Origin of the sequence: Xylophilus ampelinus (assembly GCF_003217575.1) — a bacterium.
GTDB classification, from domain to species: domain Bacteria; phylum Pseudomonadota; class Gammaproteobacteria; order Burkholderiales; family Burkholderiaceae_C; genus Xylophilus; species Xylophilus ampelinus.
In genome coordinates this window covers 32,993-52,216 of the sequence record NZ_QJTC01000011.1, presented here as the reverse complement: position 1 = coordinate 52,216, position 19,224 = coordinate 32,993, and the positions used below count along the sequence as shown (strand labels likewise).

Genomic DNA, 19,224 nt, shown 5'->3' with positions numbered 1-19,224 from the left:
GTCCGGTCGCGCACCACCTTGACGTAACCCTGGTGGGTGCCGTCTTCCTGGCGCAACGGCATCATCTCGCCCGAGGCCCAGAACCGGGCGCCGTCTTCCCGCAGGTGCCAGCGTTCGTCGTTGGCGCGGCCTTCCGACACGGCGACGCGCATCTCCTCCTGCGCCCGGCCGATGGCCCTGTCTTCTACGGTGAAGATGCGCTCGATCGAGGTGCCCACGATCCCCTCGCGCCGCCAGCCCAGGATCCGCTCGGCGCCGGCGTTCCAGTCTGTAACGGTGCCATTCAGGTCGGTGACGATGACGGCGAAGTCGATGGCGCTGTCGATGACATCTTGGAGGGGAGGGCGTGCGGTCATGGGCCGGAAATCGCTGGTCGGAAAAGAAAGGAATCCCAGCCTGCCGCGCCCGTGTCCGCATGGCCGGCACGGGTCACCGCATGCCTGGAGCGCGGTATGTACTTCGACGTACCCGCATAGATCCCGCCTGCGAGACCCACTTTCGCGGGTACGTCACAGTGCATAACTCGCTCTAGTGCGCATACCGATTATCGTGCCGGCGCAGTTCGTCCGCGGGCAGGTGCAGAGAGGTCCTGTGCGGCGGGGGACATTCGGTCCTGGCCGCGTCCGGAGGCGGCGGCTGTGCTTGGCGGGCGGCATCAGCGTTTGCTATTAAAACCATAGCTGGCGGTCGGCGATCCGCGCCGGCTGCAGCCATTCATCTTTCTGAAGCCTACATCGTGCGCTATTAAAAATATAGCTGGTGGTCGTTGCTGTACAAAGGCTACAGCCACTTTTCCTTCGAAAACAGGTGTCGATGTCCGCCGTCTCGGTGCATGGGTCGTCGCCCGCAGGCACTACGCCGCCAGCCGGTGCGCCAGAAAGAACCGCAGCATCTCCGCGCTGGCATCCGGCCCCGCCGGGTCAGTGTAGGTCCCGGCGGACCGCCCGCCGGCCCACGCATGGCCGGCACCGTGGATCTGCCAGTATTCGGCCCGGCTGCCGCCTTCGGCACCCGGGTAGCGGGTGCGGGTCCAGCGACGGCCACCGGGCGAGCGGCCGGTCTCTACCGTCGGCGCCGCGCTGCCGGCAGGCTGCGCCGCCGCCATGACGTGCGCGCCGTGGTCGGGATGCACCGTGGCGTCGGCATCGCCGTGGAAGACGATGGTGGGCACGCCAGCGCCTGCCGGTGCCGCGGCCGGCCCGGTGCCGGTGCGCATCGCCTGCAGTGCCGACATCGCGTCGCGCGCCGTGCCCTGGGCCAGCCCCGAATGCACGCCGGCCGCGGCGAACACGTCGGGATAGGCCTGCGCCAGGATCGCCGCCATCGCGCCCCCGGCCGAGAGACCGGCGACGTAGACCCGGCGCGGGTCCAGCCCGTGCTTCTGCACTACCGACCGGGCCAGCGCGGCCAGCAGGTCCGGCTCGCCGCGGCCGCGTTGCTGGTGGTTGTGCTTGAACCAGTTCCAGCAGCGCTGCGGGTTGGCCGGCGCGTCCTGCGCAGGGTAGAGCACCGCGCAGCCGTGGGCCTGGGCCAGCGCGTCCATGCCGGTGCCGGCCGCGAAATCCTCGGGGTTCTGGGTGCAGCCGTGCAGCATCAGCACCAGCGGGCGCGGCGCGTCGGCCGCGCCGGTGGGCAGGAACAGCCGGTAGTCCAGCGTGCGGCCGCCATGGGCGAAGCGCCCGGTGGAGACGCCGCCGGCGGCCGGTCGGGGCGAGGCGGCCGGGGCCGGGTCGCGCGGCAGCTCGGTCACGTAGCCGTCGAGGATGTCGGCGGCGGCTGAGGGCGGTGCCGGCGTCGGCACCGCAGGGCCACCGTCCGCCGGCATGCCGGGCCAGGCCCGGAGCGCCGCGCCATCCGGCAGGCCCAGCGAGCGCTGCAGCGCCTGGGTCACCTCCTGCAGCTTGCCGGCGCGGGTGAGCCGAGCGGCGTCCTGCATCCAGGTGGGGAGGTCGTGGGTCATCGGGGGCTTTCGCAAGAGGGGAAGGGTGGTCGTGGAGGCGGCACAGGTGTGCGCGGTGCCGTGGAGGCGGCGCTGTGCGCATGTCGGGAGGCGCTACCGCACGATGCGGCCGCCGTCGGGTATCGTGCTACCGCACGATGCTGTCGGCCAGGGCCGCCTTGACGGTCGGACTGGCGTGCAGCGCACCCAACACCGCGAGCGAGTCGATCGTCGCCAGCGCCCATAGCTGCCACGGCACTGCCGCCCAACCAGACGTGGCCCATGCATGCACCTCCCATGGGTCTCATCCTCGCCGTTGCCGTGCCGCAGGCCGAGAAGACGACCGCGCCGCAGCGTGGCGTCCATGGCCGCTCCGCAAGCCGACCGTCGGTGTCAGCGGTCTCGGTCGGAGGGCCGCTCGTACCGGTGCTCGGGCTTCACCGCATCGACGTCCTCGGTCAGGGCGAACGGTGCCGAATCGTCCTTTTCGACGGACTGCGCATCCTGTCGCTTGCCCGACATCGCCTCCGTCGGCGCGGGGCTGGAATCGGAACTGCCGGGGATGAAGGCCTCGCCCGCGCCCATGTTGTCGACGGTGCCGTCGGTGCTGGGCCGGGTGCCCGCGCCGGTGGGGGTGACTTTGCTCATCGGATTCTCCTGGGGTTGCGAGCAACGACCGTAGGGCACGGCGCGTACGCCACGCTGTAGGAAAGGCGGCCTCGGAGCCGCAGGCAGCATGCATGCGCATGTCGTCGAGAGCCCAGTCGCTGCGGGAATCACGCAAGGATAAAAAGCGATCATCCAACTGCAAATATGCGAGCCCCCGGGGGGGCACAGCCGCCATCTCGATGGATTGACCGAATAGGTACGTACCAACTGCGCACGGTCGGGTAGACTCCTCGGCCGCACCGCATTTCCCGGACCTAGCCTTTGCCAAGAACCAAAGCCGTCGCCGCAACCGAACCTGGTGTTCCGAGGTACAGGCAGGTGACGGATGCATTGCGCGCGCAGATCGAGTCCGGCGGCTTCAGCGACAAGGAACCGTTGCCTCCCGAGCGGGAGTTGGCGCAGCGCCTCGACGTGAGCCGCGACACGTTGCGAAAAGCCATTCGGCTACTGACCGAGCAAGGGCTCATCTACAGCGACCAGGGGCGGGGTACCTTCGTCACTTCGGCATCGGTGCGGGAAATGTCGAAGGCCATTGGCAGCTTCACCCTCGACACCCTCAAACACGGCGGAACGCCGGGCCAAAAGATCCTCAAGCTGGAGCGGGTGGGGGCAGGGCTCGCCGTCTCGCGTGTGATGCAAGTGCCAATGGAAACGGAACTGCTCTATCTTCGGAGACTGCGCTTCATCAATGGCGATCCGGTGGGCATCCAGTCTTCCTGGCTGGCTTTGCCGAAGGGGCTCGGCTTCACCGCCGCCCAATTGATGCGCAAAGGCTCGCTCTACCGTCTGCTGGTAGAAGACCGCGATTTGCGTCCGTCGATGGCCATCGAGAGCCTGGGCGCGACCTTGGGCTCGCCCGAGGAACTGGAGCTTCTCGGTCTCGCCGAAGGATCTCCGCTCCTGTTGTGCGAGCGCATCACACTCTCGGATCGGCGCGTGCCGATCGAGTTCTGCGATATGCGCTACGGCCCCTCCTATCGGTACAACAACAAAGTGACCGACTGGGGCTCCTGAAGCCCCGCGCCTTCTGCCGCGTTTTGTAGGCGCTTGATTCGGGGGCTCGCACGCGGCTGGGGGCAACGATGCGTCGGGCTTCGCCCCGGTCCCGACCATCCGCCGCCCACTCTGTCATAAAACTTAAATTGGTGCGTACCAATAATGTGCAGGAACGACCCGTTCTCCGTGCATTCGGACCGCGGCAGCGTACAAAAGCCGCCGCAGCCCCGTCAATTGGTACGTACCATGTGGCATGCGACTTGCATGGACTCCCGCGTCCACCTTCGATGAGCCAGAGATCCGTCGATAGCGCTTCAGTACACAAGCCGATGACCTATACCGCCACCAGCACCGCGATCGCGCCGCACGAGACTCCGCCCGGAGCGACTTCGACCGTATGGATGTCCTTTCCGCCTTTTCGCGCCGAACCTCCGGGCCTGGCACCGCGCACCCAGCTGGTGTTGGTGTTGATCGCACTGGCGATCCATGGCGCATTCGCATGGTCGTTGAATCAGCGGCGTGAACGCGTACAGCCGCCGCGGCCGCATGAGATCGCCATCGAATTCGCCGCCCCGCCACCGCCGCCCCCTGTTGCACCGACGCCGGTGGCGGCCCCTGTTGCGCCGGCACCGCTGCCCACCGACGATCTGGCGGTGAAGCCGCCGCCGGCGAGGCTTCCTCGCCGTTCGCAAGCCCGGCCCACCCAAGCGCCTGCGCCGCCGCCGCCGCCATCCACTCCATCACCGCAGCCTGCTCCGCCACCGCAGTCCGCTCCGCAAGAAGCTCCGCCTCCAGAAAAGCCGCCGGCGCAGCCTTCCCCGGCACCCGCCGCCGTACCGGTGGCGCCTAAAGAAACCGCGGCTATCTCCGGCATCGCCCTCCTTGGCAACCCGTCGCCCGCCTACCCGGCATTGGCGCTGCGCAAGATGTGGGAGGGCAAGGTGGTGCTGCTGATCCAGGTAAGCGCGGAAGGCCGGGCCGATTCCGTACAGGTCAGCCGATCGAGCGGCCAGCCGGTGCTGGACGAGGCTGCCGTGCAGGCTGTCCGGCAATGGAAGTTCGTGCCGGCCCGGCGTGGCGACACCCCGGTGCCGGGCCAGGCCACCCAAGTGATCGATTTCAAGCTCCCGCAGTGAGTGCTCCGCATTCCTACCTCACCAACCTTCCAGGAATCCTCCATGTCCGTATCTCTCTCTCATCTGATCGTGCCCGGCGTCATGTGGCTGCTGGTACTGTTCTCCGTTGTCACCTGGGCGCTGCTGCTCATCAAGATCGTGCACTTCCGCCAACAAAAGCGCGAGAGCCAAAGATTCCAGAAAGCCTTCTGGAACTCGCAGGATTTTCTTTCTGCGACCGAGCATGCCTCCCAATATCCCGGAGCCCTGGCGCGGGTGACACAAAGCGCTGTGAGTGCCATGACCGTCGATCCCTCGCCGCGCACGGCCCAGCAATTGGCCTACAGCATCAACCAGGGTGAACGCCTGGAGCGGCACCTGCGCCACCAGATACAGAGGGAGCGCCGCAGCCTGGAGACCGGACTGACCGTGCTGGCCAGCATCGGCAGCACGGCCCCATTCGTCGGCCTGTTCGGTACCGTGTGGGGAATCATGGAAGCGTTGCAGTCGATCGGACTTGCAGGCGCGGCCAGCATGGAAACAGTCGCTGGCCCGGTCGGCCATGCACTGCAGGCGACAGGTGTCGGCATCGCTGTCGCGGTACCCGCAGTGCTGGTCTACAACTACTTCCTGCGCCGGCTCAAGCTGTCCGTGTATTTCATGGAAGACTTTGCGCACGATTTCTACAGCCTGGCCCAGAGCTGCGGCTTCTCCGTCACCCGCCAGTCCATCGCGCAGGACACCCGGGCCCTCAGGAAGGTGGGCTGACATGGCGATTTCGTCCCAGGACAGCGAAGAAGCGCTGAGCGAGATGAACGTCACGCCGCTGGTCGATGTGATGCTGGTGTTGCTGGTGATCTTCATCGTCACCGCGCCCCTGATGACCAACGCGATTAAGGTCACGCTGCCGAAGACCGAGGCGGTCGCCCCGCTCGACCAGAAGGATCCGGTCACGGTGAGCGTCGACAAGCAGGGCAGATACTTCATCGACAAGGAGGAGGTGGGCTTCGATGCACTCCAACCCCGGCTCGCAAGGCTGAAGGCGTCTGATCCCGAAACCCGCGTGCGCCTGCAGGCCGACGGCGGCGTGGATTACAGCGCGGTCGCCAAGGCGCTGGCCTCGGTCGAGCGCGCCGGCATCACCCGTGTGGCGGTGCTCACCTCCCGCTGACAAGGGTGCTCGGCGATGGTCCCCCACCTGTTCTCCGCAGCCGGTTCGCGGCCCTACGACCTCACCGTATTGGGCGATCCCTGCATGGATTTCTTCTTCACCGCGCCCCGTTTGCCCCTTACAGGGGAAAAATGCCTGGGCCGGATGCCGGGCAGCTTTTCCGGCGGCTCCGAGACCAACATGGCCTGCGCGGCGAGCCGACTGGGCCTGCGCGTCGCCTTGTGCGGCCATGTGGGCGACGACCGCCATGCGGATCACCTGCTGGAGGATCTGCAATTGTTCGGCATCGACTCGGCCCATGTGATGCGCCTGCCGGGAACCGCCAGCGCCAGCGCCATGGTGTTCATCGCAGTCGATGGCGAGAAATCGTTGATCTACAGCCCGCTCTCTCCTGCGCCTGTCCTGGGCGAACGGCTGGCAGGGCTCATCGGGCAATCCGGCGTGTTCTTCAGCGCACCGTACGAACTGACGCGGTTTCTCGCTTACAGCGACATCGCGCGTGGGGCGGGTACGGACGTGGCCGTCGACCTGGAGCCTGCCATGGTCGCCGACCAGGCCGCCTACCACCGGTTGCTGCGCGGTGCCGACTTGGTGTTCTGCAACGCCGACAGCTTTCACCGGCTCAACGGCATCTCGGCGAACGTGGACAACATGCGCGCCCTGCTGGCGTTCGGCCCGCGCCTGATCGTGGTGACCCTGGGCGATCAGGGTGCTTTGTGCGTGGGCCGCGAGGCGGTCGCCAGTCATCCCGGCTTTCGCCGGCCCGCTGTAGATACGACCGGTGCCGGCGACTGCTTCGCCGGCGCGTTCCTGGCCTGCGCCCTGCGGGGTGCCGGGCTAGACCAAGCGCTGACGTATGCCTGCGCCGCAGCCAGTTTCACCGTGTCCTCCATCGGTGCGCGCAGTGCCTATCCGCAGCCGCACGAGGTTTCCGGCCTGCTTCTTCAATCCCCATAAAAGACTCCATGCAACACCATATGGCCAAGCCCGCCTTCATCACTTTCACGGGCATCGACAGCGAAAAAATCATTCCGGGCATGCGTTATCTGTCGGCCCTCTACCCTATCGAATGGGGCGTTCTGATCGATCCGGCGCGCACCGGCCTGCCGCTGTTTCCTTCGCACGCTATCGTCGAGCAGCTGCGCCACTCCGGCCTGCGCCTGTCGGCCCATGTCTGCGGTGTGCCGGCCGCCGACATCGCCGCCGGTGGTTTCCCGTCGCTGGATCTGCGCGGCTTCTCGCGTATCCAGATCAACCACGGATTCCAGGGCAGCACCCCGGAACAGATCGCCCACTGCAAGCTCTACGCGGCCAGTTGTGGCGTGCGTCCTGCCCTGCAATGCCAGCAGGGGTTTCCGGACGCGGACGGCGTCGACTGGCTCTACGACGTTTCTTTCGGCACCGGCGTGCGGCCGTCCCGATGGATCGCGCTGAACCGCAAGAATCCCTTCTGCGGTTATTCGGGCGGGCTGAATGCGGCGACGGTGGGTTCGCTGCTCGAATCGCTCGACGTACCCTCGGGCGCGCGGTTCTGGATCGACATGGAATCCGGGATTCGTACTGAGGGCGTGTTCGACCTACAAAAATGCGGCGCAGTCTGCGAGACCGTATACGGTCCGGCCCATGGCGAGAGGCTGTGGGCATGAACACCCGGCTTCGGCACCTCTGGCGGGGCCCCTTTCAGCTGGAGGCACACGGCACCACAGTTCGGCGTGAACTGATCGCCGGTCTGACCACGTTCGTCACCATGGCCTATATCGTGGTGCTGAATCCCGCCATCTTGGCCCCCACGGGCATCGAGCCATCGGCTTTGCTCTGGGGCACCGTGCTTGCCGCGGTGCTCGGCACCTTGCTGATGGCTTGGTGGGCCAACCTGCCCATCGCCCTGGCGCCGGGCATGGGCAGCAACGCCATCTTCGCTCAGGTGCTGGTGGTCAAGATGGGAGTGTCGTGGCAGATCGGGCTGACCATGGTGCTGATCAACGGGCTGCTGTTTTTCGTCATCGCCATGACCCGCTGGCGCCAGAAAATCATCGAAGGATTCCCGGATCCGATCAAACTCGGCATCCAGATTTCCATCGGCTGTTTTATCTCCTGGCTGGGCTTGCGCTCTGCAGGCCTGATCGCCTTCCTGCCCGGCGGCGGCATTACGTTGGGCCGGCTTGACGAGCCTGCGACTTTGCTGGCGGTGGTCGGCCTTCTGCTGACCCTCATGCTGATGGCCCGGCGGGCCGCCTGGGCCCTGCTGGCCAGCATGCTGTTGGTGAGTGTGGCAGGCTTATTCGTCGTCGGCCGCGATGGCGTGCCGCTGACGCGAATGCCGGTCGCCTTTTTGGCACTGCCACCTTTCAATCCCGGCATGCTGTTCGCATTCGACCTGCGCGGATATTTCACGCATTTCGCGCTGCTGCTTCCGATAAGTCTGTATTTTCTGATCTCGGAATTTTTCTCCGGTACCGCGACCCTGTTCGCTGTTACCCGGCGCGCCGGTCTGCAGTTGCCGGGCCAGGATATTCCCAATGCCCGAGCGGCATTTTCCAGCGATGCGCTGGGCACCGTGATCGGTGCCGCAGCGGGAACCACCACTGTCACCGCTTATGCCGAATCGGTCGCAGGGGTAGAAGCCGGGGGCCGCACAGGCCTGACCGCACTGTGTGTGGCCGCTCTCTTCGCAGTCTCGATTTTCTTTTGGCCGTTGATTCGCTGTATCCCGTCGCAAGCCAGCGCCGCCGCATTGGTCGCCGTGGGCGTGCTGATGTTGGAAGGCATACGGGACATCGATTTTTCCATACCGGAAAACAGCATGACCCCGCTGCTCATGCTGGTCGTAACGCTGGCGACCGCAGACCTGATGGCCGGGATGGCCGCCGGCTGCTTCGTATACACGCTGGTCGCGGTAGTTCGAGGGCGCTGGAAGGAGATCAGCTTGATTCTATTAGGTCTGGACGCGGTATTCGCTTTCTACCTGTGGGTCAAGGACACTTTGTAGCGGTGGTTTGCGTCACTCAACTGAGGAAATACAACATGAATTATCAACATCACACGCCGAAATCGAAATTCTTTGCCCTCGGCACGATTGGCATTGGAATGCTGGAAATATTTTCTGGCGTTTCAGCCGTTCACGCGGCGGATACCGATGTTCTCCCGGAAATTCAAGTCACCGGATCGCGTCAAACCGATGGAAACGACACATCACCCGCACCGGTAAGGTCGCTGCGCAAGACCACGGTGCAGGCGGGTGCGCTGGGCAACAAGGCGGAAATCGATACGCCGTTTTCATCGAAGACCATCAGTGCTCAGGATATGAAAGAACGCCAACCCACCAGTATCGACGAAGCAGTGGCCACCGATAGCTCGGTCCGGCAGGCCGCGGGCGCCACAGCTGGTGTGGTTTCCTTTGTCAACGTGCGGGGACTGCTGCTCGACACAGTGAACGGCTATAAGGTGGACGGTTTATCCTACGTGAATCGTGCCGAGCTTCCGTTGGAAATGGTCGAGCAGGTGCAGGTATTCAAAGGGCTATCCGGTTTCATGTATGGATTCGGATCTCCCGGAGGGCTTGTCAATTACCAGTTGAAGCGCCCCGTCGAAAAACCCTTATTAAATGCGGCAATCCAGTACAAATCTAAAAACGTTGCAGTCGAACATGTCGATATCGGCGGTCGTTTTGGCGAAGATCATCGTTTTGGGTATCGGATCAATGGAGTGCATGAATCGGGTGATACCTTTGTAGATCGTGGCAGCTTAAAACGCGATTCGCTCTCGGTTGCTCTTGATGCCAGGCTGACCAAGGACATCGTTGTGGAGTTCGATGCACTGCAGTCGACCCGGAATGCCAAAGGTATCTACTTCGGTATATTCCCCGCCAACGGGATCGCGATACCTGCGCCCATCGACGGCTCCCGGGGACTGGCCGAAGATGGTGCTTACTTCCGCACGGAAACCACCCTGGCGACCACCGGCCTGAAATGGAAAATCAACCCGGACTGGGCCGCCAAGATCAGTTACCGTTATGGCAAACAGGCCACCAACTGGCGCGAAGGCAGCCTCAACCTGCTGAACAATGCCGGTGACTACACCATTTCGCAATCGGCTCAGCTGGAAAATTTCGTGTCCAGGCAGGTTCAGGCGACGATGGAAGGTAACTTTCAGACAGGCCCGCTTTACCACAACGTAGCATTTGGCCTGTCGGGGACGAATGTCATCCAGTATCGTGATTCCGCTCCGGCGACTGCCACCCTGACCGGCAGCAATATCTTTAACCCCGTGGTTTTGCCAGGCACCCGCATCAACCACGACGGTCATACGACGACGAGGTCTCTTGAGATCCAGGAGAACTCTGCATTCATCGCAGACACCGTAGACTTCAACGACCAATGGTCGGTGATTGCGGGATGGCGGAAAACCAACTTCAGCCAGGATAATTTCAACCGCACGACTGGTGTCAAGATCAGCGACTACGGAGCCAGTCCGATCACGCCGGCATACGCCGTGATGTACCGGCCGACTGCCAGCACCACTTTCTATACCAGTTATGTGGAGTCGCTGGAAAAGGGAGGGGTAGCTGCAATTACCAATGCCAACAACGGCGCGGCATTCGGGCCACTGACCAGCAAGCAGATCGAGCTCGGGGTGAAGACCGAAGGCGAACATTGGAACGGGACTGCGGCTCTTTTCCAGATAGAACGTGGCGCAGAATATACGGATGCTCGGAATAATTTCGTACAGAGCGGAAATATTCGATATAGGGGTTTGGAACTGGGTTCGGAGGTCGGTTTGGCCCGGCAACTGACGTTATCGGGTAATGCAATGTTGTTGGATGCGAAATACCGATCGAACCCTGCCCTCAATGGCAACAGGGTACCTGGCATTTCCGATCTGCAAGTGGCTGCCCGCTTGCGTTACGCACCTGTCGACTTGCAGGGATGGTCTTTCAGCGGAGGTGTCAGGCGTTATTCTGATTACCAGTACGATGCATCTAATACCCGCACCGTCGGCGGATATTCACTGCTCGATATCGGCGCACAGTACCAGACGACCTTGTTCGGAAAGAAAACGATCTTCAATGCAGTGGTGAACAACGTCGCTAACAAGAATTATTGGGTGACCTACAGCGCTGCGACACCCAATCTGTTGCAGGGCGCGCCCCGCACTTTTGTTCTGAACATGACGGTAGAAATGTTCTAACGCCAGCCGCTGTGAAAAAAATGCTGCGCATCGGTCTGATCCTGGCCTTCGCATATCTTGCCTTCCCTGCCTTTGCCGGCAGCCCGACCTTGTTGGCAACGATCGACGTATCCAGTGACAAGCGCGTCGGCGGGCATGTCATCGGCGGTCTATCGGGGATCGATTTCGACGCGCGGTCGCATCGGCTGGTATTCATCGAGGATGGTGCTGCCGCGCATTTCCCGATCGCAAAGCTGATTTTTAAAGCGGGCCGCTATGGCCTGGACTGGGAATCGGCGGACCGACTTCAGATGTGTGGTGATGCGAAGAGCCGCAAGCAGGCGCCGGCTGACGGTGAGTCCATTCGCATGGATGTGGCGGGCGGGCTGGTATGGTCGTCGGAAGGCCGATTCAAGGCGGGGATCGGCCCTTCGGTGACATTTGCTGCGGCCGACGGTAAATGCCGCGCAGACCTGCCATTGCCTGCGATGCTTCGTTTCGACCCCACCGGCAAAACCGGACCGAGGCCGAACAAAGTTTTCGAAGGCATGACGTTCAGCCCCGATGGCCGTTCTCTCTGGGTCGCCATGGAAGACGCCTTGTTGCAGGACGGACCCCGCTCCACCAGAGCGTTGGGAGGGCTGGCCAGAATATCCCGCTTCGACCGCACGGGTCGCTTGCTTCAACAGATCGCGTATCGACTCGATCCGATCCAATCTGAGGGTGTGGATGGCATCGCCGATAATGGTATCAGCGAGATTTTGGCGGATGCCAATGGCACTTTGCTGGTACTCGAAAGGTCGGGCGCGAAGAACGCGGCAGGGCATTTCGATTTCTACTGCAGGCTCTACCGCATCGATCCGTCGACCGCTACGGACATCCAGTCGCTGCCGAGTCTGTCGGCGCAACCCGATTTGGCGGTAGGCAAAACATTAGTGCTCAATATTTCGACCTTGGCCGATACCTTGCCTTTCAATTTCGAGGGCATGGCATGGGGCCCCGCTGGAAAAGAGGGTGCTAAAACGTTGTTCCTGGTATCGGATAACGGCTTCGAGAACGTTGCCAGTCGCATCATGATTCTCTCATTCGCTTCTGCGCCCCCTTAAATTTCAGGAGATCCGATTTGTATTCCTTTTTCAATTTCCGTTGTAGTTCCTGGCTGATCATTGTTATGCTGACATTCTCCAGCTGTGTGGCGCAGGCCGATAACGGAAAACGAAAAATCATCATTGACCAGGATGCGCTGGGCCCTGCTGGCTCCAACCTCAAATCGGTGCTAATGCTGTTGAATGCGCCAAACGTCGACGTGCTGGGAATCACCGTCTCCAGCGGCGATGGCTGGCGCGACGAGAACGTAGCAAGTGTGTTGCGCCTGTTGGAGATAAGCGGTCGCACAGATATAGGTGTTTATCCGGGCGCTGTGTTTCCGCTTCTCAACACCGCAGCGCGGAGCCGCCGATGGCAAGCGCTTTATGGCCCCTTGGTTTACGAGGGCGCCTGGAGTCGGAATATTCCCGGTAAGCATCCTGACACGCCGTTTGAAGTGCCCGCACCGCCCCAGGGCTTGCCAAAAATCAAGGCTTCCCCTATCCCCGCATCCCAGTTCATGGTAAGCATGGTTCAACGTTACCCGGGAGAAGTGACGATCTGGTCTGGCGGCCCGATGACCAACGTAGCCATGGCGGCACGTCTTGACGAGAATTTCGCCCGCACTGCCAAGGAACTGGTGTTCATGGGTGGAAGTTTCTCGCCGCACCCATCTGACAACGATTTTGCGGAGGAATACCGGTTAAATCCCCGTCTCGAATTCAATATGCGTTTCGACCCTGAGGCGGCATCGTTGGTGCTGCATGAGCCGTGGCGCAAAATAACTCAGATTCCGGTCGATCCGTCGACCAAGACCTTGTGGGCGACGGCCGATATCGCCGAGGTGGCCCGTGGCGGTTCAGCATTGGAAAAATACATCGGGAAGTACGATCAGTCGCTACCGATGTGGGACGAGATCGCGGCTGCGGTCTGGCTCAATCCACAAATGGTTAAACATCAGACGAGGATGCTGGTGGACGTCGATACCTCATTTACAGCGGGTTATGGAAACACTTTGTCTTGGAAAATAGGGGCGGGGCCAGGATTGGGGGAGCAACCGGTGCATGTGATTACCGATGTCGACATCTCTGCACTGGTCGGCATGGTCAAGAAATCACTGTCGGATCGACCCTGATGAAACCAAAAAAAATGCGCATGGATTCACTGGTGGGGCTGCTGTTTTCGGTTTTTCTAGTGGGCTGCCAGACCACGTTGAATCAATCCGCCTCCATCTCCACCGCGGCGCTCTACTGGATGCAGAATGCAGCGGAATACCGGGCGCTGACTTATCAAGCCTATCATCTTGCTCGAGAACGTTTCGATAATGCGCCGTTGGACAAACGCCGGGTCGTTGTCATGGATCTCGATGAAACCGTACTCGACAACTCGGCCTATGCCGTCTGGTGTTTACAGCAGAAGGTCGGATATACCGATGAAACCTGGAACCGGTGGGTGGCGGATGCGGCCGCCACCGCGGTGCCGGGCTCTATCGAATTCATTCAGCACGTCCGGAATAGCAGCGGTACGGTTGTTTTTATATCCAACCGGATCGCCTCGGGTACAACAGCTACGCGCACTAATCTCGCACGCCTCGGTGTGGAGGGCATCGACGAAAAGCATCTGTTGCTTAAACAGGGGGAATCCAGCAAGAGGGCGCGGTTCCAACAGGTAATAAAGGCAGAAGGCGAACCCATTCTCTATATCGGTGACAATCTGACCGATTTCGGGCCGGAGGCCGCGTCGGTAAAGTCGATGGATAATCTCCAGGCATTCGTCCGCAGCCATAAGGCTGATTTTGGAACACGCTTCATTGTGCTGCCCAATCCGGTCTACGGATCTTGGATGCCTAGCCGAAGCGAGGAACTGCAGTCCGGTCTGAAGGCTTGGAACGGTGACTCACACCGTGTGATCGTCGGGCCATAGGCCAGGAGCGGACGTAGCGAAAGCACCACAATCATGCCCCGCGTGGTTGCGGCGATACACTGGCTACGCAATGAGATCACAATGCGGCCATGGCCGGGGCGTAAATGTTTTTTCCAATGGGAGACAACCCATTGGCGCCATTGCGGTACCCACGAACGGCACTGATGTGCAGAAAAGTCCTCGTCATGCTAGAAAGCTCTCGGAAAGAGGCGGATACGTCTGGTGAGCTTTGCCTGCGCGCTTGGCTGGAATCCACCGCTGCGGGAGACCGTATCTGCTTTGAGCAGCTCTATCGGCATTGCCAGCCCCGGCTGTGGCGTTTTTTGTTGCGGTCTTGTGGCAGGCCGGACTTGGCTGAAGAGGTGGCGAACGAAGCGATGTGGGTGGTATGGCGTACGGCGGGCAACTTTAGGGGTGAGTCCCGGGTGACGACTTGGGTACATGGAATTGCCTATCGCTGCATGCTCAAAGCCTTACGTGACGGCACTGTATCGGAGGAGATCAATGCATCTTCCGTCCATGAAGTTGAACTTGCGATGGCGGAGCCTTCGGTCAATGACGGGCCGGAGCGTGAGTTGCGAAACTGGCTGGCCAGAGGCTTGTCGACCTTGTCGATGGAGCAGCGCGTGACCCTCGAGTTGGCGTACTACTTGGGCGAGTCCTGCGAGGACATTGCCCGCATAATGAACTGCGCAACAGGCACAGTAAAAGCTCGGATGTTCAATGCACGGATGCGCCTGCGTAATGTCTTGCCCGAGTTGGGTGGCGATAGCCGCCCTAGAAACGGCACCGAAGGACAAGGGTGATGAAATCGCACTATGAGCTCCCTGCCGAGCCTCGGCCTTGGCCCGGGCCATTGTTTACAGCCCCGGGGGCCGCCGCCGCTGCCGATCAACCCCTCGGGCCGGAGCCGGTGTGCACTACAGGGCCGGAGGCTTTTGCCCTTCACGAGCACCGTGAGGTCTGGGATGCCATCCCCTGGGTGGTGGCAGGTACAGCCACGCCCGAGCAGGTCCGCATGGTGGTGGACCATGCTAACCACTGCAGCTATTGTGACAATGAAGTGGCTTGGCAGCAAAAGATCCATCGGGGAATGCAGGACACGCCGCCGGCCATAGATAGCGCGGCATTGGATGCCGGACTGGAGCGCCTGTGGGCACGTGACCGGGATGTCGATGCGACACAGTTGCCGGCCCCACGCGGCGTGATCGGCAATGAAGAGGTCAATGCGGTGATGGCCTCCGTCGTGGCAGGCCGCTCGAAGAACAAGCGCTGGCTGCTGATGGCGCTGACGGTACAGGCCATGGCGACCTTGGTGCTAGGTCTGCAGTTGGCCTGGGACCCAAAATCGGACGACATCGACCCGATCCCGTCCGCCGGGTTGCCGCAGGCCATCCTGCGCATGGTACCTCACGGCCGGACCGATATGAATACCCTGCGTCACCTGTTGAACCAACACGGCCTGCGCATCGTCGGCGCGGACGAAGAGGCGAACAGCCTGCTGTTGGCACCGCTGGGTCCAGAGCCTATTCCGGCTTCATCGGCGGTGGCACTGCTGGAGAATCTGCGCGACGAGCCGGGCGTCATGCTGGTGGTGCCGGTGGTGCCGCAAGTGAATCGATGAACATGAGGCAGGGGTGAGCCACCGGGGTGGACGCTGCGTGCGGTGGCTGCGAACCGGAATAGGCTTCTGCCACGGCTCTCGGCTGTTCCGGAACGTGCGCAGCATGGGCTACTGCTCAGCGGTTGCCCAGGGAGGTATCAGACTGGCAAATTTGCATTACGCGTGACCTTGGCAGCCCGTGTCGAACGCTGCTGTTGCAGTTCCTCAATACACCGCTGCAAGTCCATCCCGTCCGCAGGGAATACACGTGCCGCCGCCATCGCGTTGGACGGGGGCGCCATGTTGTCACCCGATGTGCAATACGGCGAAGCCATCGACGGCAGCAATGCGCGCAATGGCGGGGACCACATCGGTGGGAATGGATTTACCGGCGCCTGCCTGGCGACCTGCGTGCGAGGTTTCACATCCAGCCGGTTGTCGATATGCGAGGCCTCGGCACTATCGACCGCCGCGAGGTGGGCCACTAAATCCACGCCGCGGGTCCGCTGGCGAAGCTGACGGTCATAGGCGCGCATCGAATACGGTTGCATGCACTGACGGTCGTGCCAATGCGCCTCGACAGCCTCCCGCAACGCAGCGACCGTGTCGCCGCTATGCGGCAGGAGCTCCAGCAAGGCGATGGTCGACCGGTACGCATCGTCTCGCGCTTTCATCTCCGGCGTCACGATCCAGCGTGTTGAGAAGGTGTGCGTGGGTTGGGCGTAAGTCTTGATCTCGTCGAGTAGTTGCTGCAGCCGTTCTGGCGGCGCGCCGGCCGTCAGCCAGGCGGGCACTTCATGCTTGAGATTCTCCAGGAATTCGTCCAAGTCGTAGAACTCCCGTTCGACGAAGGAGAGCGGGTGCAGGCGACCGTCTTCATACATCCTGTCGTTGCGGTCGAAGCCGCCGCCGAAGATACGCTCGGCACCGAGCCCGATGGGCAGGCCCATGACGTGCAGGTGCGCATTGCCGTAATTCCCGGTGGCATTGGCCACGGCCGGGCCAGCGCCAAGCGCGGCGCGCGCCGCCATCCCGGCGGAGTCGATCTCGCCCTTGACGCTGCGAACGAGGCGCATGCGGCCGCTAGCATCGGCGTAGTGACGGGTGACGTCCCTCTGGCCTTCGGCATAACCGCCGAGACTGCTGGTTGCCTTGAACCAGCCTGCGCCTATGGCGCCTGCCAGATCCACACCTATGCTGTGCCGGCGGCGGCTGTCCCCGCCATTCGCTATCTGGTTGACCGTCAGGTCCGGAAAGGCCTGCAGCAACTGCCGCAACAACGGATGCGCGCCGGGCCCCGCGGCTTCCACATCCGCTGTGGTTGCCGTCGCCCTTGTTGTCGCAGTATTCAGTGGGGCCGCCATCGCGCTTCCGCCGGTACTGCCGTCCAGCAGATGATCTACCAGTCGCGAGAACTCATCACGTAGCGTCGACATCGGACGGCCGACCCGCGGTAGCCGCAGGGTAATGCCGGCCAGCTGGTTGTGCTCGCTGATCCACAGGTTGGCATCGACATTGATGCCGATTTTACCGGCCCCCAGGTCCGGACCGATGAAGCCGCCCAAGCCGATGTTGCGCTTGGACTGGCGTTGGGTCGCCAGCATGATTTCCGCGTCGAAAGGCGCCATGGCGATCTCGAAGACCGCCTGGCGTCCCTGCTGCAGCTGGGCGTCCACGCGTCCCCGCAGGAAAAGGGCGCTTGCCAGCGCGCTGATGGTGGCCGTGATCTGGCGCAGGCCTATGCCGCTGATGCCCCCGGCTGACAGCCGCAGGCGACCCGAGCCTTCGATGTTCTGCACAATGTCCTGGAGTGCGGACCGCACTGTTTCCCGGTTGATGTCGGCCACGCGCGTGTCGCGGCCCAGCGCTTCGTCGCGGGCGGTTTGCAGTGCGGCGTGGGCGATGTCCAGAGGGCCGGGCGCCATGTCCCCCGAGGTGGATGCGGGCTGGCCCTCGTCTTTTGCCCGCCGCGCATCACCTGTCCAGCTCGACAACGTGGCGGCATCCAGCCGCAGGCTGGCCAGTGCCTGGACCTCGGGAAGTGCCAGCAGCCGTGCGGCCGCCGTGGCTGGCGTTTCGTCGGGCAGAGTCAGTCGTTCGCTCATTCGCGCAACGATGTTCTTCAGCGCAGCAGTGTCGAACCCGGCCCGCTCCAAACCCCGTGCATCTGCGTCTGCCAGGCAATGCTCCAGAACGGCCGACCGTAACAGGGCGGTCGGAACAATCGTCAGGCTCGAGGCCGCAGGCGGAGGCGTTGTCACGAGGTGATCACGCAGATTCGAGGCCGCCGTCAGCACAGCTTGGTCTCGCAACACCTTGTGGTGGCCGATGGACGCCCCACGGTCCACCTGCTGCACGCCATGGTGCAAAGCCCGAAACGGCGACTTCGCCCTCATCGGGTGACGCAGCGGCGTCTCCCGATCCGACGTGGCACGTTCCACCCAGCGGCCCATTTTCATCAGGCGGTCGTTGATGACCGCGAAGTCCGATCCCGGGCCGTCGCTCATCAGGTCATTGCGCACTGCCCCAAGGGCCCAGCTATGCGGTGCCGCGGCCGCGAGGTCACCGGCGAGGCGTGCCGCGGCACACAGGAGTGCTTCACCCGCGAGTGTCCGGCCCGTGCTCGGCAGGCGCAGCAGGGCGATCGGATCCAGACCAATGCCTGCTTCGGTGGCCGCTACCGCAGCGGCTTTGAGCATCAGCGAGACATCCAGCAGCTGCGAGGCTTCGATCGGCCGCTGGAGCAACAGCTGGCACAGTGGCAACCCAGTCGGCGTAGACGCCAGCGCCGTCAGGGTCTGCCAAGCGGTGGCGGTGGCGGTATCCATGTCTGGCGGCCGATACGGCTCCGCCGCATCGGGGCCGATGTTCGCCGTGCGCTGCCTCCACGCGTCGGCGATGTCTTCGATCAGATTCAGATACTGCAGTACTTGCAGCCCCTGCAACGCGTCGTCTGCATTGCGCCCGCTGGCAGCGGCCAGGGCCAGGGTGAGCAGCACGACAGGTGCCGACGCAAGGTTGGGCACTTCTTCCTGCGCACGGGGGACGTCAAGCCGGGACAGGGTTTCGGCGAGCAATTCGGTCGCCTCCGTCCGAGAACCGAAGATCTCCGGGACTAACAGGCTCAACTGGGGCCGAGCCTGGGTCATGGCCTTCAGCACAGGTGGCAAGTCGGCGGGCGAGATGCTGGTCGATGGCGCCGTGCCGGGTACGGTGGGGCTTCCCAGCGCAGCTCCGCCCTTGGCTGCCAAGCGATCTATGCCCACATCGACTCGTGGCCGCGTAACGGCCTCGACTTGTCGGCGCGAGCCCAGCGGGGGCAGCTCCGGCACGATGGCACTGCTGGGCAGCGAGGGCGTCAACTGGGTCTGTCCTAGCGGATGGTCGGCATTCAGCCTAGTGATGTCGAACTGACCGGCAATTTTAGATATGAGATCGGGCATGAAAACTCTCCTGGATGAATCGTGCTACCGGCCAACTAGCCCGTGCCGTGGAAGTCGGCGGACACGGTGGCGTGGTGCACTGCGTGCTTCTATCTGGGTATTAATGCCGACGT

Annotated in this window: 16 protein-coding genes and 1 pseudogene; 13 read left to right on the top strand and 4 right to left on the bottom strand. The window is 62.6% G+C overall.

What is annotated here, in order from left to right; all coding sequences use genetic code 11:
- Positions 1-2: 2 nt before the first annotated feature.
- From DFQ15_RS17795 to DFQ15_RS08870, 3 genes and pseudogenes are all read right to left on the bottom strand, one after another.
- Positions 3-356, bottom strand: a pseudogene (locus tag DFQ15_RS17795) (PAS domain S-box protein); the annotation flags it as partial.
- Positions 357-853: 497 nt separating this feature from the next.
- On the bottom strand, positions 854-1,960 hold the full coding sequence (locus tag DFQ15_RS08880; RefSeq protein ID WP_233504358.1) for an extracellular catalytic domain type 1 short-chain-length polyhydroxyalkanoate depolymerase: 1,107 nt from the start codon (positions 1,958-1,960) through the stop codon (positions 854-856).
- A 372-nt stretch (positions 1,961-2,332) separates the two neighbouring features.
- On the bottom strand, positions 2,333-2,587 hold the full coding sequence (locus DFQ15_RS08870; protein WP_110465644.1) for a hypothetical protein: 255 nt from the start codon (positions 2,585-2,587) through the stop codon (positions 2,333-2,335).
- 339 nt (positions 2,588-2,926) lie between these two features.
- On the opposite strand from DFQ15_RS08870, the gene DFQ15_RS08865 reads away from it, so the two are divergent.
- The 13 genes from DFQ15_RS08865 to DFQ15_RS08805 all read left to right on the top strand — a co-directional run bounded on the left by DFQ15_RS08865 (position 2,927) and on the right by DFQ15_RS08805 (position 15,689).
- Positions 2,927-3,622, top strand: a complete 696-nt coding sequence (locus tag DFQ15_RS08865; RefSeq protein WP_158529041.1) for a GntR family transcriptional regulator — start codon at positions 2,927-2,929, stop codon at positions 3,620-3,622.
- Between the two features lie 821 nt (positions 3,623-4,443).
- The gene (locus DFQ15_RS17555) at positions 4,444-4,740 is read left to right on the top strand and encodes an energy transducer TonB (RefSeq protein ID WP_199399845.1); all 297 of its coding nucleotides are present in this window, start codon (positions 4,444-4,446) and stop codon (positions 4,738-4,740) included.
- Between the two features lie 42 nt (positions 4,741-4,782).
- Positions 4,783-5,487 (top strand): MotA/TolQ/ExbB proton channel family protein, encoded by a 705-nt coding sequence (locus tag DFQ15_RS08855; RefSeq protein ID WP_110465641.1) that lies wholly within the window; start codon positions 4,783-4,785, stop codon positions 5,485-5,487.
- Between the two features lies 1 nt (position 5,488).
- Complete coding sequence (locus DFQ15_RS08850; RefSeq protein ID WP_110465640.1) at positions 5,489-5,890, top strand: ExbD/TolR family protein; 402 nt, start codon at positions 5,489-5,491, stop codon at positions 5,888-5,890.
- A 15-nt stretch (positions 5,891-5,905) separates the two neighbouring features.
- Positions 5,906-6,847 (top strand): carbohydrate kinase family protein, encoded by a 942-nt coding sequence (locus DFQ15_RS08845; protein WP_110465639.1) that lies wholly within the window; start codon positions 5,906-5,908, stop codon positions 6,845-6,847.
- 20 nt (positions 6,848-6,867) lie between these two features.
- A complete protein-coding gene (locus DFQ15_RS08840) occupies positions 6,868-7,536 on the top strand; it encodes a phosphoribosylanthranilate isomerase (RefSeq protein WP_110465638.1) in 669 nt (222 codons plus the stop codon).
- The gene (locus tag DFQ15_RS08835; RefSeq protein WP_158529040.1) at positions 7,533-8,879 is read left to right on the top strand and encodes an NCS2 family permease; all 1,347 of its coding nucleotides are present in this window, start codon (positions 7,533-7,535) and stop codon (positions 8,877-8,879) included. Before DFQ15_RS08840 ends, DFQ15_RS08835 begins: the two co-directional genes overlap by 4 nt.
- 35 nt (positions 8,880-8,914) lie before the next feature.
- On the top strand, positions 8,915-11,077 hold the full coding sequence (locus DFQ15_RS08830) for a TonB-dependent siderophore receptor (protein ID WP_146228703.1): 2,163 nt from the start codon (positions 8,915-8,917) through the stop codon (positions 11,075-11,077).
- A 20-nt stretch (positions 11,078-11,097) separates the two neighbouring features.
- The gene (locus DFQ15_RS08825) at positions 11,098-12,162 is read left to right on the top strand and encodes an esterase-like activity of phytase family protein (protein ID WP_110465635.1); all 1,065 of its coding nucleotides are present in this window, start codon (positions 11,098-11,100) and stop codon (positions 12,160-12,162) included.
- Positions 12,163-12,179: 17 nt separating this feature from the next.
- Complete coding sequence (locus tag DFQ15_RS08820) at positions 12,180-13,277, top strand: nucleoside hydrolase (protein ID WP_146228701.1); 1,098 nt, start codon at positions 12,180-12,182, stop codon at positions 13,275-13,277.
- Complete coding sequence (locus DFQ15_RS08815; protein WP_110465633.1) at positions 13,277-14,065, top strand: 5'-nucleotidase, lipoprotein e(P4) family; 789 nt, start codon at positions 13,277-13,279, stop codon at positions 14,063-14,065. The genes DFQ15_RS08820 and DFQ15_RS08815 overlap by 1 nt, the downstream gene beginning before the upstream one ends.
- Positions 14,066-14,250: 185 nt before the next feature.
- Positions 14,251-14,871 carry an RNA polymerase sigma factor gene (locus DFQ15_RS08810; protein WP_158529039.1) on the top strand — a complete coding sequence of 207 codons (621 nt, stop codon included), beginning with the start codon at positions 14,251-14,253 and terminating at the stop codon, positions 14,869-14,871.
- Positions 14,872-15,083: 212 nt separating this feature from the next.
- Positions 15,084-15,689, top strand: coding sequence for a hypothetical protein (locus DFQ15_RS08805; RefSeq protein ID WP_146228700.1), 606 nt, complete (start codon positions 15,084-15,086; stop codon positions 15,687-15,689).
- 137 nt (positions 15,690-15,826) lie between these two features.
- On the opposite strand, the gene DFQ15_RS08800 is transcribed toward DFQ15_RS08805, so the two are convergent.
- Positions 15,827-19,111, bottom strand: a complete 3,285-nt coding sequence (locus DFQ15_RS08800) for a hypothetical protein (RefSeq protein ID WP_146228699.1) — start codon at positions 19,109-19,111, stop codon at positions 15,827-15,829.
- Positions 19,112-19,224: the final 113 nt, after the last annotated feature.